At 61.8% G+C, this 17,039-nt stretch carries 14 protein-coding genes and 1 tRNA gene; all 15 read right to left on the bottom strand.

Features of this window, described 5'->3' with window-relative positions; translation table 11 throughout:
• Positions 1–17: 17 nt before the first annotated feature.
• Positions 18–2,123, bottom strand: a complete 2,106-nt coding sequence (pnp, locus tag ISS99_RS15195) for a polyribonucleotide nucleotidyltransferase (protein ID WP_204632427.1) — start codon at positions 2,121–2,123, stop codon at positions 18–20.
• A gap of 78 nt (positions 2,124–2,201) precedes the next feature.
• Complete coding sequence (gene rpsO / locus ISS99_RS15190) at positions 2,202–2,471, bottom strand: 30S ribosomal protein S15 (protein WP_204632426.1); 270 nt, start codon at positions 2,469–2,471, stop codon at positions 2,202–2,204.
• A 144-nt stretch (positions 2,472–2,615) separates the two neighbouring features.
• A complete protein-coding gene (gene truB / locus ISS99_RS15185; protein ID WP_204632425.1) occupies positions 2,616–3,563 on the bottom strand; it encodes a tRNA pseudouridine(55) synthase TruB in 948 nt (315 codons plus the stop codon).
• Between the two features lie 27 nt (positions 3,564–3,590).
• Positions 3,591–3,965 carry a 30S ribosome-binding factor RbfA gene (rbfA, locus tag ISS99_RS15180; RefSeq protein WP_204632424.1) on the bottom strand — a complete coding sequence of 125 codons (375 nt, stop codon included), beginning with the start codon at positions 3,963–3,965 and terminating at the stop codon, positions 3,591–3,593.
• 144 nt (positions 3,966–4,109) lie between these two features.
• Positions 4,110–6,962, bottom strand: coding sequence for a translation initiation factor IF-2 (gene infB, locus ISS99_RS15175; RefSeq protein WP_204632423.1), 2,853 nt, complete (start codon positions 6,960–6,962; stop codon positions 4,110–4,112).
• Positions 6,963–7,087: 125 nt separating this feature from the next.
• The gene (nusA, locus tag ISS99_RS15170) at positions 7,088–8,593 is read right to left on the bottom strand and encodes a transcription termination factor NusA (RefSeq protein WP_204632422.1); all 1,506 of its coding nucleotides are present in this window, start codon (positions 8,591–8,593) and stop codon (positions 7,088–7,090) included.
• A 58-nt stretch (positions 8,594–8,651) separates the two neighbouring features.
• Positions 8,652–9,167: a ribosome maturation factor RimP gene (locus ISS99_RS15165; RefSeq protein ID WP_204632421.1), complete on the bottom strand. Its 516-nt coding sequence runs from the start codon at positions 9,165–9,167 to the stop codon at positions 8,652–8,654.
• A 192-nt stretch (positions 9,168–9,359) separates the two neighbouring features.
• Positions 9,360–9,436, bottom strand: a tRNA-Met gene (locus tag ISS99_RS15160).
• An 89-nt stretch (positions 9,437–9,525) separates the two neighbouring features.
• Positions 9,526–10,968: an NADH-quinone oxidoreductase subunit NuoN gene (nuoN, locus tag ISS99_RS15155; protein ID WP_204632420.1), complete on the bottom strand. Its 1,443-nt coding sequence runs from the start codon at positions 10,966–10,968 to the stop codon at positions 9,526–9,528.
• Positions 10,969–10,980: 12 nt separating this feature from the next.
• Positions 10,981–12,489, bottom strand: a complete 1,509-nt coding sequence (locus ISS99_RS15150; protein ID WP_204632419.1) for an NADH-quinone oxidoreductase subunit M — start codon at positions 12,487–12,489, stop codon at positions 10,981–10,983.
• A 14-nt stretch (positions 12,490–12,503) separates the two neighbouring features.
• The gene (gene nuoL, locus ISS99_RS15145; protein WP_204632418.1) at positions 12,504–14,537 is read right to left on the bottom strand and encodes an NADH-quinone oxidoreductase subunit L; all 2,034 of its coding nucleotides are present in this window, start codon (positions 14,535–14,537) and stop codon (positions 12,504–12,506) included.
• A 5-nt stretch (positions 14,538–14,542) separates the two neighbouring features.
• The gene (gene nuoK / locus ISS99_RS15140) at positions 14,543–14,848 is read right to left on the bottom strand and encodes an NADH-quinone oxidoreductase subunit NuoK (RefSeq protein ID WP_115476769.1); all 306 of its coding nucleotides are present in this window, start codon (positions 14,846–14,848) and stop codon (positions 14,543–14,545) included.
• Complete coding sequence (locus ISS99_RS15135) at positions 14,845–15,498, bottom strand: NADH-quinone oxidoreductase subunit J (protein ID WP_204632417.1); 654 nt, start codon at positions 15,496–15,498, stop codon at positions 14,845–14,847. Before ISS99_RS15135 ends, nuoK begins: the two co-directional genes overlap by 4 nt.
• 11 nt (positions 15,499–15,509) lie before the next feature.
• Entirely contained in the window at positions 15,510–16,001 is a 492-nt protein-coding gene (nuoI, locus tag ISS99_RS15130; RefSeq protein ID WP_204632416.1) for an NADH-quinone oxidoreductase subunit NuoI, read from the bottom strand.
• A gap of 8 nt (positions 16,002–16,009) precedes the next feature.
• Positions 16,010–17,038 carry an NADH-quinone oxidoreductase subunit NuoH gene (gene nuoH / locus ISS99_RS15125; RefSeq protein ID WP_204632415.1) on the bottom strand — a complete coding sequence of 343 codons (1,029 nt, stop codon included), beginning with the start codon at positions 17,036–17,038 and terminating at the stop codon, positions 16,010–16,012.
• Position 17,039 lies beyond the last annotated feature (1 nt).

The following is a 17,039-nucleotide window of genomic DNA, read 5'->3' as shown; positions in this document are numbered from 1 at the left end:
GCTTGTCAGCGAAAGACTTAGGCGCTGGCGCCTTCGTCTTCGGTAACGGCCTTCATGGACAGGCGGATACGGCCCTGCTTGTCCACTTCGAGCACCTTCACCTTCACGATATCGCCTTCCTTGAGCTTGTCGGAAACCTTCTCGACGCGCTCGTTGGAAATCTGCGACACGTGCACCAGACCGTCCTTGCCCGGCAGGATCGTTACGAACGCACCGAAATCCATCAGCTTGGCAACCTTGCCTTCGTAGATGCGACCCGGCTCGACGTCGGAGACGATCTGCTCGATGCGCTTCTTCGCCTCGTCGGCCGCCAGGCGGTTGACCGAGGCGATCACGACCGTGCCGTCGTCGCTGATGTCGATGGTGGTACCGGTTTCTTCGGTGATCGAACGGATGGTGGCGCCGCCCTTGCCGATGACTTCGCGGATCTTGTCCGGATGGATCTTGATGGTGAGCAGGCGCGGGGCGTACTCGCTCATCTCCGAACGCGGCGTGCTGATCACCTTGGCCATTTCGCCCAGGATGTGCAGACGGCCACGCTTGGCCTGCTCCAGCGCCAACTTCATGATCTCTTCGGTGATGCCTTCGATCTTGATGTCCATCTGCAGTGCGGACACGCCATCGGCGCTACCGGCCACCTTGAAGTCCATGTCGCCGAGGTGATCTTCGTCGCCCAGGATGTCGGACAGCACCACGAAGTCGCCGCCTTCCTTGACCAGACCCATGGCGATACCCGCCACCGGAGACTTGAGCGGCACGCCGGCGTCCATCATCGCGAGCGAGGAGCCGCACACCGAGGCCATCGAGGAGGAACCGTTCGACTCGGTGATTTCAGACACCACGCGCAGCACGTACGGGAATTCTTCGATGGTCGGCTTGACCGCCTGCACGCCGCGCTTGGCGAGACGGCCGTGGCCGATTTCGCGACGCTTCGGCGCGCCGAAGCGACCGGTCTCACCGACCGAGAAGGGCGGGAAGTTGTAATGGAACAGGAAGCTGTCCTTCGACTCGCCTTCCGGCGCATCGATGATCTGCGCATCGCGCGTGGTGCCGAGGGTAGCCACCACCAGTGCCTGGGTCTCGCCGCGGGTGAACAGCGCCGAACCATGGGTACGCGGCAGCACGCCGACGCGCACGCTGATCGGACGGATGTCGTCGAGCTGGCGACCGTCGATGCGGACCTTGGTCTTCAGCACGCCGTCGCGCATGGTGCGGTATTCGATCTCGGCAAACGCGTTGCTGATATCGAGGTCGCTCCAGCCATGCGAAGCAGCCGTTTCGGCGATGCCGGTCTTGATGTCGGCCTTGAGCGCGGAGATGGCGTCGCGGCGCTCCAGCTTGTCGCGGATCTGGAAAGCCTTCTCCAGACGATCGCCCAGAATGCTCTGGATGTCGTTGAACAACGCATCGTTGCGGACCGGAGCAGACCACGTGAACGTCTTGCGGCCGGCTTCGGCCACGAACTCGTTGATGGCCTTGATCGCCACCTGCATCTGCTGGTGGCCGAACACCACGGCACCCAGCATCACTTCTTCGCTGAGCAGCTTGGCTTCGGATTCCACCATCAGCACCGCATTGGCGGTACCGGCGACAACCAGGTCCAGATCGGAGGTCTTGAGCTCCGTGGCAGTCGGATTGAGCAGGTACTGGCCCTTGGCGTAACCCACGCGTGCAGCACCGATCGGACCCTTGAACGGGATGCCGGCGAGCGTCAGCGCTGCGGAAGCGCCGATCATCGAGACGATGTCGCCGTCGATTTCCGGATTCAGCGAAACGACCTGTGCGATGACCTGCACTTCGTTCTTGAACTCTTCCGGGAACAGCGGGCGCACCGGACGATCGATCAGACGCGAGGTGAGCGTCTCCTTCTCGGTCGGCCGGCCTTCGCGCTTGAAGAAGCCGCCCGGGATGCGACCGGCGGAGTAGAACTTCTCGACATAATCGACGGTGAGCGGGAAGAAGTCCTGCCCTTCCTTCGCCTTGGCCGCGGCCACCACGGAAACGAGCACAACGGTGCCGCCCATGCTGACCATGACGGCGCCCGAAGCCTGGCGGGCGATTTCGCCCGTCTCCAGAGTGACTTCGTGGTTACCGTACTGGAATGACTTGGTTACTTTCGCCACTTGGATTGTCCTGAATTTAAAAGTGCTGCCGTGGATGGCCGCTTGTTGACTTTCGCGATCACGGATGAGCGCAAAAAATCAACGACGCAGGCCGAGGCGCTCGATCAGGCTCTGATAGCGAGCCAGGTCGTTTTTCTTCAGGTAGCCGAGCAGGCTCTTGCGCTGGTTGACCAGCTTGAGCAGGCCGCGACGCGAGTGGTGATCCTGCTTGTGGGTCTTGAAGTGACCGGTGAGATGTTCGATGCGGGCGGAAAGCAGGGCGACCTGCACTTCCGGCGAACCGGTATCGTTCGGCTTGCGGCCGAAGTCAGCAATGATCTTGCCGGACTGTTCTGCGGTGAGGGACATGTTTATCTCTTCCTATAAAAACGGGTGCGGAACTTGCGCAACGTCACCTCCCGATGACGTTGCGCAAGCTCCGACAGGTTGAACGAAGGTACTGAATCAAGAGGGATATTGTAGCTAGCCTGGGCAGGCGGCAACAAGACCATGCTAGGAATGGCTTTCCGCGGCATGGGCCGGGATGTTAAACCCCCGCAGAATCCGCACGCGCCCCTGCTCGTCGCAATCGACCAGGGCCAGCAGGCGTCCGTCGCTGGCAAAGGCGGTTGATCGCTCGCCAGGGGCTGCCCCGGGCCACTCGATCTGACGGCCCTGTGAGACGGCATGACTCGCCGCCGCGTCCAGCCGCAACGAGGGCAGATCGGCCAGGCCGGCCGAAACGGGCAGTACGAGACGGTCCAGCACCGATTCCCCCTGCTCCGCGGCCTCGCGAAGCTGATCCAGGCTCACCATGGTCGGCTCCCGGAAAGGATCCACCCACAGGCGGCGCAAGGCGGTCAGGTGCGCGCCGCAGCCTAGGCTCTGCCCCAGGTCGACGGCCAGGCTGCGGATATAGGTGCCGGAACCGCACTCGACGTGCAGGGTCAGCGTATCTGCGGTGCGGGAGACCAGTTCCAGCCGGTCGATCTCTACTTCGCGCGGGGGAGCCTGAACGGACTCCCCTCGCCGTGCCTTCAGGTAAAGCGGCTCGCCGTCCTGTTTGAGCGCCGAGTACACCGGCGGCACCTGCACGATTCGTCCGCGCAGCGGGGCCAGCGCAGCCTCGATAGCCGCCTCGCTCAAGACCGGAACCGGACGCTCGTCCACGATTTCGCCCTCGCGATCGGCCGTCGTCGTCGTGATACCCAACCGGCATTCCGCGACATACGCCTTGCGTGAGCCGAGCAAGCCGCCAGCGATCTTGGTGGCCTCGCCAAAGCACAGGGGCAACAAGCCGGTGGCCAGCGGATCCAGGGCACCGGTATGGCCTCCCTTGGCGGCGCGCAGGATCGCCAAGGCCATTTGCAGGGCCTTGTTCGAACTCATTCCCAAAGGTTTATCGAGCAACAGGATACCGTGCAGGTTCCGCGCGCCCGGACGTTTTCGACGACGACTCATGGTGATGGCAAGCGCAGCAGCGAGAACTCAGCCTTCGCCCTCGTCCGTCTCCGGATGAGCCGCATCCTGGCGCAGCAGGTGTTCGATTCGCTCGCCCTTGTCGACCGAGTCGTCGTATTTGAAGCGCAACTCAGGCACGCGGCGCAGACGCATCTGGCGAGACAGGGCGCGGCGAAATTCGCCCGCCAGCTCATTGAGCGCCTTGACAGCCTCCTTCGATTGCTCAGGCAACAACGCCGTCACCCAGACGGTGGCCCAGTCCAGGTCGCGCGTCACCTCCACATCCGACACGCTGCAAGATGGCAGGCCGTGGTCGCGCACGGCGGCATGCACCAGGGTACCGATCTCGCGGCGCAACTCGGCGCCAACGCGGTCTGTGCGTTTGAAGTCGCGTGATGGCATGGATGACTCCTTACCCCTGAAAACGGGGAGCTGGCAGCGGACGGCACGTGTGCCGCTCCGCTAGGTTACGACAAGTGAAAAAGCCCGGGCGCGTGCCCGGGCTTCGGATCAACGGAACGGGAGCTCTCGCCGCCGTTCCTTCGATTACAGCGTACGGGCGACTTCGATGCGTTCGAAGCATTCGATCTGGTCGCCGACCTTTACGTCGTTGTATTGCTTCACGGCGATACCGCATTCCATGCCGTTGCGCACTTCGTCGACCAGGTCCTTGAAGCGGCGCAGCGACTCCAGTTCGCCCTGGAAGATCACCGTGTTGTCACGCAGCACGCGGATCGGCTTGCTGCGCTTGACCACGCCTTCCACCACCATGCAACCGGCCACGGCGCCAAACTTGGAGCTGCGGAACACGTCGCGCACCTGTGCGACACCGATGATCTCTTCGCGCACCTCTACGCCAAGCAGACCGGAAGCGGCCTGCTTCACCTGATCGATCACGTCATAGATGATCGAAAAGTAACGCACGTCCAGACCCGCCGTGTCGATCACCTTGCGCGCCGAAGCATCTGCGCGAACGTTGAAGCCGATGATCAACGCCTTGGATGCAGCGGCCAGCGTGGCATCGGATTCGGTGATGCCACCGACACCGGACGCGATCACGTTCACCTTCACGTTCTCGTTGCCGATCGTGCTGAGCGATTCGCGCAAAGCCTGTACCGAACCCTGCACATCCGCCTTGACCAGGATGTTGAGCGTCTGCTGCTCCGCACCCTGGCCCATCTGCGCCATGATGTCTTCCAGACGGTTGGCCTTGCTGACCATGCGCGTTTCGCGACGCTTGAGCTGACGTTCGGCCGCCACTTCACGGGCCAGGCGCTCATCGGCCACCACCACGAAGTCATCGCCGGATTCGGGCACGCCGGACAAGCCGAGCACCTGCACGGGAATGGACGGACCGGCTTCCTGGACCGTTTTGCCGGTTTCGTCGACCAGTGCGCGCATGCGGCCGTATTCGATACCGCACACGACGAAGTCGCCGCGCTTCAACGTACCCTGCTGCACCAGCACCGTAGCCACCGGGCCGCGACCGCGGTCGAGGCTGGATTCGATCACCACGCCCGAGGCGGGGCCGTCCTTGACCGCCGTCAGCTCCATCACTTCGGCCTGCACCGAAATCGCATCGAGCAGGCTGTCGATACCCATGCCCGTCTTGGCCGATACCGGCACGAACGGCGTGTCGCCACCCCACTCTTCCGGGATCACCTCGAGGTTGCCGAGGCCCTGCTTCACGTTGTCGGGATTGGCATCCGACTTATCCATCTTGTTGACGGCAACGATCAGCGGCACCTTGGCAGCGCGTGCGTGCTGCACGGCTTCCTTGGTCTGCGGCATGACGCCGTCGTCAGCGGCCACCACCAGCACCACGATGTCGGTGGATTGCGCGCCGCGTGCACGCATGGAAGTGAATGCCGCGTGGCCTGGCGTATCGAGGAAGGTGATCACGCCCTTGGGCGTTTCCACGTGATACGCGCCGATGTGCTGGGTAATGCCGCCCGCTTCGCCCGCTGCCACCTTGGTGCGGCGGATGTAGTCGAGCAGAGAGGTCTTGCCGTGGTCGACGTGACCCATGATGGTGACCACCGGCGGACGCAGCGAGCGCTCGCCTTCCAGCTCGGCATTCTGCGTGTGCGCGGCCAGTGCCGCTTCCGCGCCCTGGTCGCTGGCTTCCACCGGCTTGTGGCCGAGTTCTTCCACCACCAGCACGGCGGTGTCGTGGTCGATGGTCTGGTTGATGGTTGCCATGACACCCATCTTGAACAGCGCCTTGACCACCTCGGAGCCTTTTACTGCCATCTTCTGTGCCAGCTCGGCGACGACGTTGGCATCGCCGATGACCACTTCGCGCACGACGGGAGCCGTCGGGCGCGAGAAGCCGTGAGCCGTGGCGGCCGCAGGGCTGCCGCCACGCGGCGTTTCACGCCCAGAACCCTTGCCGGGCTTGCCGCGCTTGTTGGAACGACGCGCGCGATCCGCCTCGGATAGGTGCAATTCACCCGCGGCAAATCGCTTGCCGCCTGGCACGTCATCACGTTCGCGTACGCCGTGACGGGGCTTAGCGCGATTATCCGCACCGCCGCTGGCGTTCGCTGCACCCGCGGCCGCGGGTGCAGGAGCCGGCGCGGGCGCAGGCGCGGGAGCCGCTACCGGCTTCTTTTCGCGCTTGCGCGGTTCGTGAATACGCGGAAGGATCATGCCCAGCGAATGCTGGTCGATGCGCTGCACGGCCGGTGCCTGCTGCTCGGCTTCCGCCACCTTCGGCTCGGCCTCCACAGGGGCGGGTGCGGGCGTCGGCGCAGGTACAGCGTGTGCAGTTTCGGCTTCGCCGGCGGAAGCTTCTTCGGCAAGCCGGCGCTCGTGCGCCTCTGCCGCAGCAGCAGCTGCCTGCGCTGCCGCCTCGGCAGCAGCGGTGGCTTCCTGGCGTGCGCGCTCGGCCTCGGCTTCGAGACGAGCTTCTTCCTCCGCACGCAGGAGCACTTCCTCCTGCTTACGGCGATCTGCCTCGACGCGTTCGGTTTCTTCGTGCTCGCGCTGCTGCTGGGATTCCTGCAGCTTGCGCAGCGCGTCTTCGCGCTCAACATCCGAGCTTGCTTCTTCGGCAATCACGCTGCGCTTGACGTAGGTGCGCTTGGCGCGCACTTCCACGTTCACCGTCTTCGCGCCGCTGGGTGCACCGCGACCGCCCGGCGTGGCCACCTTGAGCTCGCTGATCTTGCGCCGCTTCAGGGTGATTTGCCGGGGCGAGGAATCTTCCGCTTCGACAGCAACGTCAGACTTGCCATGCGTGCGACGCAGGAAGCCGAGCAACTTCACCTTTTCGGTGCTGCTGATGACTTGCTCCGGATCGGAGAATTTCATGCCTGCTTCGCCAAGCTGCGTGAGCAGCCTGTCGACCGGCATACCCAGGACCTGGGCTAGTTGTTTGATCGTGACATCCGACATCGTGTTCTTTCTCCGCCGTTCCCGCGCTTATCGTCCGTACAAAGTGCTTTGCACGGTCATCGCCATCCTTGGTGGAAACCCAAAGGGCTCCTCGGCACGCCCATCCAGGACGTGGCCGCCCGCGGTTAGCCGCCCTTCTCCAGCTTCGCAATCATCGGCGCGCGTGCGGCCATGATGAGTGCGGCTGCACGGTCTTCGTCCATGCCTTCGATATCGATCAAGTCGTCGACCGCGAGATCGGCCAGATCGTCGATCGTCACCACGCCGCGCTCGGCGAGCGCATAAGCCGTGGCTTCATCCATGCCGTGGAGTTCGAGCAATTCCTGCGAGGGCTGGTGCTCGTCGATGTTTTCTTCGACGGCAAGCGCTTCGGTGAGCAGCGAGTCGCGGGCGCGGGCTCGGAGCTCTTCCACGATGTCTTCGTCGAAACCCTCGATCGCCAGCAGTTCGGCGCTCGGCACGTAGGCGATTTCCTCGACGCTGGAGAAGCCTTCCTGCACGAGGATGTTGGCGATTTCCTGGTCCACTTCCAGCTTGTCCATGAACAGCTGACGAGCGGATTCCTGCTCGGCTTCGCTCTTGGCTGCCACCTGGTCCTGGGTCATCACGTTGAGCTGCCAGCCGGTGAGTTTGCTGGCCAGGCGCACGTTCTGGCCGCCGCGGCCGATGGCCTGCGAGAGCTTGTCCTCAGCCACCGCGATGTCCATCGAGTGCTTGTCTTCATCCATGATGATGGATTGCACTTCGGCCGGCGCCATGGCGTTAATGACGTACTGAGCCTGATTTTCGTGCCACAGGATGATATCCACGCGCTCGCCGTTGAGCTCGTTGGACACGGCCTGCACGCGCGAGCCGCGCATGCCGATGCAGGCACCGATGGGATCGGTGCGCGTATCGTGGGCCACCACGGCGATCTTGGCGCGGTCGCCCGGATCGCGCGCGCAACCCTTGATTTCCACCAGCCCCTGGCCGACTTCCGGCACCTCGAGCTTGAACAGCTCGATCATGAACTCCGGTGCTGCGCGGGAGACGAACAACTGCGGGCCGCGCACTTCGGAGCGTACTTCCTGCAGATAACCGCGCACGCGGTCGCCGACGCGGTGCGATTCGCGCGGAATGGTCTTGTCGCGAGGGATGAAGGCTTCGGCATTGCCGCCGAGGTCCAGGTAGATGTTGCCGCGCTCGACGCGCTTGACGATGCCGGTGACCAGTTCGCCCACGCGATCCTTGAACGCGTCCACCACCTGCTGGCGCTCAGCTTCGCGCACGCGCTGCACGATCACCTGCTTGGCGGCCTGCGCGGCGATGCGGCCGAATTCGGCGTTCTCGATCTGCTGCTCGATGTAATCGCCTATGACTGCATCGGCACGCTCGTCGACGGCATCCATCAGGCGCAACTGGTGGAACGGCGACTCCATCTCGCCATCGTCGGCAATGACTTCCCACCGGCGAAACGTTTCATAGTCGCCCGAGTTGCGGTCGATGGCTACGCGAATATCCGGATCCTCCTCGGGGTAGCGCTTTTTGGCAGCAGACGCCAAGGCGGCTTCCATGGCCAGGAAGATCACGTCGCGCGGCACGCCCTTTTCGTTGGCAACCGCGTCTACCACCAGCAAAAGTTCTTTGCTCATTGCAACCACTCCGTGAACGCCGTCCGGCGCTCCATCGACAGATTGACCAATTCAACACTCATTTCTTTTTGGCGCCCGGCTTGCGACCGCCGAGCTTGGGTTGCGGCACGTAACCGAGCGCAGCCCAGTCGGGCACGATGCGCGCGCTTTCCACCGCATCGTGCTCGAATTGAAACATCTTGCCCTCGGCCTCCAGCGAGATCTGCTCGCCTTCCACCGAAGCAATCTTTCCCCGCAATCGACGGCGGCCTTCGATCGGCGCCTTCAACAATATCTTCACTTCCTGTCCCACCACTTTGCCGAACTGGGCAGCGGTGAACAGCGGCCGGTCGATTCCCGGCGAAGACACTTCCAACAAATAATGCCCAGGGATCGGATCTTCAACGTCGAGCAGCGCCGACAGCTCGCGGCTGGCTGCTTCGCAATCGTCGAGCGTTACTTCGCGTCCCTCGGTATCAAGGTAGACGCGCAGCGTGCTCTGCCCCTGCGAAGGGCTGAATTCCACGCCGATGCATTCGAGCTGAAGATCAGCCAAAACCTCGGTAAATCGTCGTGCCAGAGCTTGCGTGTCCATGTCGTCCGTCAGCTGTCGCCAGAAACAAAAAATGGGCTCAAGCGGCCCATTCCCTTATCTCGCCGATGTCCCGACTCCTCCAGGCTCTTTCCCCGCGCCCACCGCTGCCCATTATGGCCCGATAACGCGCGCCGCATCCTTGCGCCCAACAAAAAAGCCTCCCTGAGGAGGCTTTCTTGTCCAAGAAAGACCTGGTAGCGGGGGCAGGATTCGAACCTGCGACCTTCGGGTTATGAGCCCGACGAGCTGCCAGACTGCTCCACCCCGCATCAGAGTCCGAGAATTCTAGCGACGTGGCCGAATTCTTGCAAGCCTTGAAACTCTTTATTTTTCACTTCACTGAAATAAAACGACTATTTCAGCTCACAAATGCCTGCTGACACCAGCTCAGCAGCGGTCCCCAATAGAAACCAAGAACCAGCAATGCCAGCGCATTCAACGACAACGCCAGGCGCAGCGTGAAATCGGGCTGAAGACGCACTTCAGTTCCCTCGTCGGGCTTGTCGAAATACATCACCTTCACGACGTGCAGGTAGTAGTACAGGCCGATGATGGCAAACACCGCACCCACGATCGCCAACCACATCATGCCGGCATGGATCGCCGCCTGCAGCACGAGCAGTTTGGCAAAGAAGCCAAATAGCGGCGGCACGCCAGCGAGCGAGAACATGCACAACAGCATCATGAAGGCCATCCAGGGCGAGCGCCGGTTCAGGCCTTTGAAATCGGAGATTTCCTCGCACTCGAAACCGGCACGGCTGAGCGCAAGAATCACGCCGAAGGCTGCGGTCGACATCAGCGCATAGCTGATCGCATAGAACATCGCCGAGGCATACCCTTCCGGCCCGGCATTGACCAGGCCCAGCAACAGGTAACCCATGTGTGAGATGGTCGAGTAAGCCAGCAGGCGCTTGAGATTGGTCTGCACGATGGCAACCAGGTTGCCCACCGCCAGCGAAAGCACGGCCAGCGCCGCCAGCATCAACTGCCAATGCTGCGACAGATCGCCCATGCCGACCGCCAACAGGCGGAACGCCATGCCGAAGGCAGCCAGCTTGGGAGCCGAACCGATGAACACGGTCACCGCGGTCGGCGAACCCTGGTAAACATCCGGAATCCACATGTGGAACGGTGCTGCGCCCAGCTTGAACGCGATACCGATGAGCATGAAGATCAGGCCGAACACCAGCAGATGCGGCATCCCGCTGTGCGGAATCGCACTGCGCAGTTGCGTCAGGTCCAACGTACCGGTGGCACCGTAAACCATCGACATGCCGTACAGCAGCATGCCCGAGGCCAACGCACCCAGCACGAAATACTTGATTGCCGCCTCGGAGGAAAGCTTCGAGTCGCGGTTCAACGCAACCAGCGCATACGACGACAGCGTGAGCAGCTCAAGCCCCAGGTACACCATGATCAGGTTGCCGGCCGAGACCAGCAGCATCACACCGATCACCGCAAAGATCATCAGCGTGTAGAACTCGCCGACGAACAGTTTGCGGTCGCTCAGATACGGCTTGGCGTAGATGAACACCAGGATGGTGCACAACAAGGCAAAGACCTTGAGGATCTCCGCCACGCCATCGCGAATGAACATGCCGTTGAACGCCGTGACGGTACCGCTCGGCTGATGCGCTACCACCAGGTAGATACCGGCTACCAACACGAAGATGGAAGCCCAATGGAGGGTGGGGCCGCGCTGGCTGGCCGGTAGGAAGGCATCCGCAAGAAGGAGTACGCACGCCGCGGCAACCAGATAGAACTCCGGCACCATGATGAGAATGTCGTTAAAAGTCGGCATGGTGGCTCTCGATCAAACCTTGTGGACGGCCAACAACTGGACAAGCTGCGTGACCGAGCTGTTCATCAGGTGCGTCAGCGGTTCGGGCCAGATGCCGACGATCAGCACCAGTGCGGCGAACGCGCCCAGCACGAGGGTTTCGCGCCCGTTGATGTCTTTCATTTCGGCCACGTGGGAATTGGTGACATCGCCCCACAACACGCGCTTGACCAGCCAGAGGGTGTAAGCCGCACCGATGATCAGGGTGAACGCGGCGAAGAACGCAATCCACGGATTGGCACTGAAACTGGCCAGGATCACCATGAATTCGCCCACGAAACCGCTGGTGCCCGGCAGACCGCAGTTGGCCATGGCAAACAGTACGTAGAAGAAACCGAACCACGGCATCACGTTAATCACGCCGCCGTAGTCCTTGATCATGCGGGTATGCATGCGGTCGTACAGCACGCCGATGCAGGAGAACATCGCGCCGGAAATGAAACCGTGCGAGATCATCTGCACCATCGCACCCTGCATGCCCAGGCGGGCGGCATCGGTATTGCCGAATTGGCGTACCAGCATGAAGCCGATGAAGATACCCAGCGTCACGAAGCCCATGTGGGCAACCGACGAATAGGCCACCAGCTTCTTCATGTCTTCCTGTACCAGCGCCACGTAGCCGATGTAGACCACGGCGATCAGGCTCAGCAGGATCACCAACCAGGCGAACTGCGCGGAGGCATCCGGCACGATCGGCAAACTGAAACGCAGGAACCCGTATCCGCCGATCTTCAGCATGACCGCCGCCAGCACCACCGAACCGCCGGTTGGCGCTTCCACGTGGGCATCCGGCAACCAGGTATGCACCGGCACCATCGGCACCTTCACCGCGAAGGCGATCAGGAAGGCGAAGAACAGCCAGCTCTGCTCGGTCAGGGTGAGCGGCAGCGTGGCCAGCGTGTGCAGATCGAACGTACCAGCCTTCAGATACAGGTAGATCAGGCCGATCAGCATGAAGATCGAGCCCAGGAACGTGTAGATGAAGAACTTCAGGGTTGCATAGACGCGGCGCGGACCACCCCAGATACCGATGAGAATGAACATCGGGATCAGCATCGCCTCGAAGAACACATAGAACAGCAAGGCGTCGGTGGCGCAGAACACGCCGATCATCAGGCCTTCGAGCACCAGCATGGCAGCCATGTACTGGTGCGGATTGTCCTGGATCACGTCCCAGGCGCCGATGATGACCAGGATGCCCACGAAGGTGGTCAGCAGGATCAGAGCGACCGAGATGCCGTCCACCGCCAGCGAGTAATGGACATTGAGCGCCGAGATCCACACGTGGCTTTCGGCAAGCTGCATGCCGCCCACATCCGCGTTGTATTGCGGAATGAGGAACAGGCTCACGGCGAAGGTGAGGATGGCCATCAGCAACGATAGCCAACGCGCCAGGTTAGGACGACCGGAGCCGGCCAGCAGGACAGGCACAGCGCCTGCGATGGGCAGCCAGATCAGCAGGCTGAGCAGATGATTGAACATGGAGCTCGCTTCCCTTATTGCCCGATCAGCCAATACCCGCCCAAGAGCAGGATCAGGCCGAGGATCATCGCAAAGGCGTAGTGATACAGATAACCGGACTGCAGACGGCGCACACCGGAGGCAATGCGCTGGATCATGCTGGCCGAACCGTCAATCAGCACGCCGTCGATCACGGCGGCGTCACCACCCTTCCAGAACATGCGGCCGAGAGCGACACCGCCGCGCGCGAAGATGGCGAAGTAGATGTCGTCAACGAAATATTTGCGGTCGAGCAGCACCCAGATCGGCTTCAGCGCGCTCTTGATCTTGTCCGCCACCGAGGGGTTGAACAGATAGATGTAGGTCTGGATCGCGAAGGCCAGCAACACCAGTCCGAACGGACCAAACAGCGAGAAGCCATGCAGCGCCATGCCTGCCGCACCCTCGAAGTGCGCGCCCATCTCGCCCAGCACGTTGTTGACCTCATTCACGTGGACCGCGCCACCGAACCAGCCACCGAACAGCATCGGCCCAACAGTGAAGAAGCCGACCAGAAGCGACGGGATCGCCAGCAGCACCAGCGGAAGGGTCACCACCCATGGCGACTCGTGCGGCGCGTGGGCCAGCTCGCCCGGCTTGTGGTGGCCGTGATCATCATGGTCGTCGTGATGACCGTGCCCGTGATGCTCCACTACGGTGAAGCGTTCCTTGCCGTGGAAGGTCAGGTACATCTGGCGGAAGGTGTACAACGCCGTGACGAAGGCGCCGGCCATTACGCAGAAATACGCATAACCGGAGCCCCAGCGATGCGACTCGCCAACCGCCTCGATAATCGCATCCTTAGAGTAGAAGCCCGAGGTAAAAGGTACTGCCACCAGAGCGAGCGAACCCACCCACATGGTGATCCAGGTGATCGGCATGTACTTGCGCAGGCCGCCCATGTAGCGCATGTCCTGCTCGTGATGCATGGCGATGATCACCGAACCCGCACCCAGGAACAGCAATGCCTTGAAGAAGGCGTGCGTCATCAGGTGGAACACGGCGCCGGCGTAAGCCGACACGCCAAGTGCGACGGTCATGTAGCCCAGCTGTGACAACGTGGAGTAAGCAACCACGCGCTTGATGTCGTTCTGCACGATACCGATCAAGCCAGTGAACAAGGCACCCGTTGCGCCGATCACCAGCACGAAGCTCAGCGCGGTATCCGACAGCTCATACAGCGGCGACATGCGCGCCACCATGAAGATGCCGGCGGTCACCATCGTTGCGGCGTGGATCAGTGCCGAGATCGGGGTCGGGCCTTCCATCGAATCGGGCAGCCACACGTGCAACGGCACCTGGGCAGACTTACCCATCGCGCCGATGAACAGCAGGATGCAGATCACGGTCGCCGCGTCCCACTGCACGTGCTGGGTGATCGCCAGGGTCTTGCCCACCAGCGTCGGTGCCGAAGCGAACGCGGTGGCGTAATCCAGCGTGCCAAGGAAATACAGGATGGCAGCAATACCGAGCAGGAAGCCAAAGTCGCCGACGCGGTTGACCAGGAACGCCTTGAGGTTGGCGAAGATCGCCGTGGGGCGCTTGTACCAGAAGCCGATCAGCAGATACGACACCAGGCCCACCGCTTCCCAGCCGAAGAACAGCTGCAGGAAGTTGTTGCTCATCACGAGCATCAACATCGAGAAGGTGAACAGCGAGATGTAGCTGAAGAAACGCTGGTAACCGTCGTCATCCGCCATGTAGCCGATGGTGTACACGTGCACCAACAGCGACACGAAGGTCACCACCACCATCATCATGGCGGTGAGGCGATCGATCAGGAAGCCAACGCTGGCCGTGTACTTGCCGATCTCGAACCATGTGTAGACATTGTGGTTGTAGACCGGCGCGCCGCCTGCCGTGATCTGATAGAGCACGTAGAACGACAGGCCGCAGGAAATCAGCAGGCCGAGAATGGTGACGCTATGCGCGCCGGCGCGGCCGATCTGCTTGCCGAGGAAACCCGCCAGCAAGCATCCCACCAGCGGCGCCAGTGCGATGGTCAACAGTATGGAGGAGGAAAGTTCCATGGTGCTCAGCCCTTCATGCTGTCGATTTCGGCGACGTTGACCGTGCTGCGATTACGGAACAGCAGGACCAGGATCGCCAGGCCGATCGCAGACTCTGCGGCAGCCACGGTGAGAATGAAGAAAACGAAGACCTGCCCCGCCACGTCGTGGTTGAAGCGCGAGAAGGCCACGAAGTTGATGTTGACGGCGAGCAGCATCAGCTCGATCGCCATCAGCAGCACGATCACGTTCTTGCGGTTGATGAACAGGCCCGCCACCGAAATACAGAACAGGATCGCGCCAAGCACGATGTAGTGTGAAAGCGTAATCATGGCTTGGGCTCCTGAGCCGGTGCAGGCTGGCTATCGGCCGGGCGTTCCGCCGCCATCTTCACGATGCGCACGCGATCGCTGGCCTTCACCGCCACCTGTTCGCTGGCCTGCTGGTGACGCACGCCGGTGCGCTGGCGCAAGGTAAGCGCCACGGCGGCGATCACGCCGACGGTAAGAATCAGCGCGGCAATTTCGAACGGAAGCAGGTACTGGGTGTAGAGCGCCTGGCCCAGCCACGCCGTATTGGACATGCCTGCGGCGGTGGCCGGGTTCTCGCCCATCGTCTGCGCGTGCATCACGCGCACGCCGATCAGACCCAGCATTTCCACCAGCATCGCGACAGCCACGATCAGGCCGACCGGCAGGTACTTTACGAAGCCCTCGCGCAGCTTCTCCTGGTCGATGTCGAGCATCATCACCACGAACAGGAACAACACCATCACGGCGCCGACGTAGACCACGATCAGGGCGATGGCGAGGAATTCGGCTTCGGCCAGCATCCAGATGCAGGCGGTGCTGAAGAAGGTGAGCACGAGCGCGAGCACGGCATGCACCGAGTTGCGCAGCGTCACCACCGACAGCGCCGCAATCACCGTGACGGCAGCGAAGGCGTAGAAACAAACGAGTTGGAACACGGACGGATCAATCATCGATAGTGTCCTCAGCGATAGGCCGCATCTTGTGCGCGTGCCGCCGCGATTTCGGCCTCAAAGCGATCGCCAATGGCGAGCAGCTGGGGCTTGGTCACCACGTTTTCGCCGCGATGTTCGAAATGGTATTCGTGGATGTGCGTCTCGACGATCGAGTCCACCGGGCAGCTCTCTTCGCAGAAGCCGCAGTAGATGCACTTGAACAAGTCGATGTCATAACGCGTGGTACGACGCTGGCCGTCGCTCTCGCGCGGAGCGGAGTCGATGGTGATCGCCAGCGCCGGGCACACCGCTTCGCACAACTTGCACGCAATGCAGCGCTCTTCGCCGTTGGCGTAACGGCGCAAGGCATGCAGACCGCGGAAACGGTTGGACTTGGGGATGTGCTCCATCGGGTAGCGCATCGTGTACTTGGGGCTGACCAGGTAGCGGCCGGTCAGCACCATGCCCTTGAGCAACTCAATGAGCAACAGGCTTTTGAAATAGTTGGTAATGCTAGACATGGCTTTCTTTAGCCCCCCGTGCCGATGTGAACCCAGCCGTAGTACTTCATGCAGCCGGCGACAAACACCCACACGATGGCGATGGGAATGAACACCTTCCAACCCAGCCGCATGATCTGGTCATAGCGATAGCGCGGGAAAGTGGCACGGAACCACAGGAACAGGAATGCGAAGAAGAAAGCCTTCGCCAACAGCCAGATGAAACTGGCGTGGCCGAGGAACGGCACGCTTTCCGGGAACGGACTCAGCCAGCCGCCCATGAACAGGATCGAGGCCAGGAAGGCGACCAGGATCATGTTGGCGTATTCGGCCAGGAAGAACAGCGCGAAGGCCGAACCCGAATATTCCACGTGGAAACCGGCAACGATTTCCGACTCGCCTTCGGCCACGTCGAACGGCGCGCGGTTGGTTTCGGCTACGCCCGAAATGAAATACACCACGAACACCGGCAGCAACGGCCACATGAACCAGTCGGCGATGCCTTTGTGGCCGCCCTGCGCCATGACGATGTCGGTGAGATTGAGGCTGCCCGCCAACACCAGCACGCAGACCAGGCACAAGCCCATCGCCAGTTCGTAGGAGATCACCTGCGCTGCCGAACGCATCGCGCCCAACAGTGCGTAACGCGAGTTGGACGCCCAGCCGGCCAGGATGATGCCGTACACGCCCAGCGAGGTCATCGCCAGCAGGTAGAGCAACCCCGCATTGGCATTGGATATGGCAAAGCGCGCGCCGAAGGGCACCACGGCCCATGCCGCCAATGCAGGAATCAAGGCCAGCAGCGGCGCCGTGTAATACAGGAACTTGTTGGCGCTGGTCGGAAGGATCACTTCCTTGCAGATCAGCTTCACCACGTCGGCAAAGGCCTGCAGCAAGCCCAACGGGCCTACCTGGTTGGGCCCCATGCGCACGTGCATCCAGCCCAGCACCTTGCGTTCCCAGTACACATACAGCGCCACCGTCAGAGTGAGCGGAATGACGACCGCAAGAATCAGCAGTATGGGAATGATTAGCTGATGAAAAATCTGATCGACCATG

Source organism: Dyella mobilis (assembly GCF_016904945.1).
Lineage (GTDB): Bacteria > Pseudomonadota > Gammaproteobacteria > Xanthomonadales > Rhodanobacteraceae > Dyella_B > Dyella_B mobilis.
The sequence above is the reverse complement of the archived record's forward strand: the minus strand, read 5'-3'. Positions and strand labels throughout refer to the sequence as shown.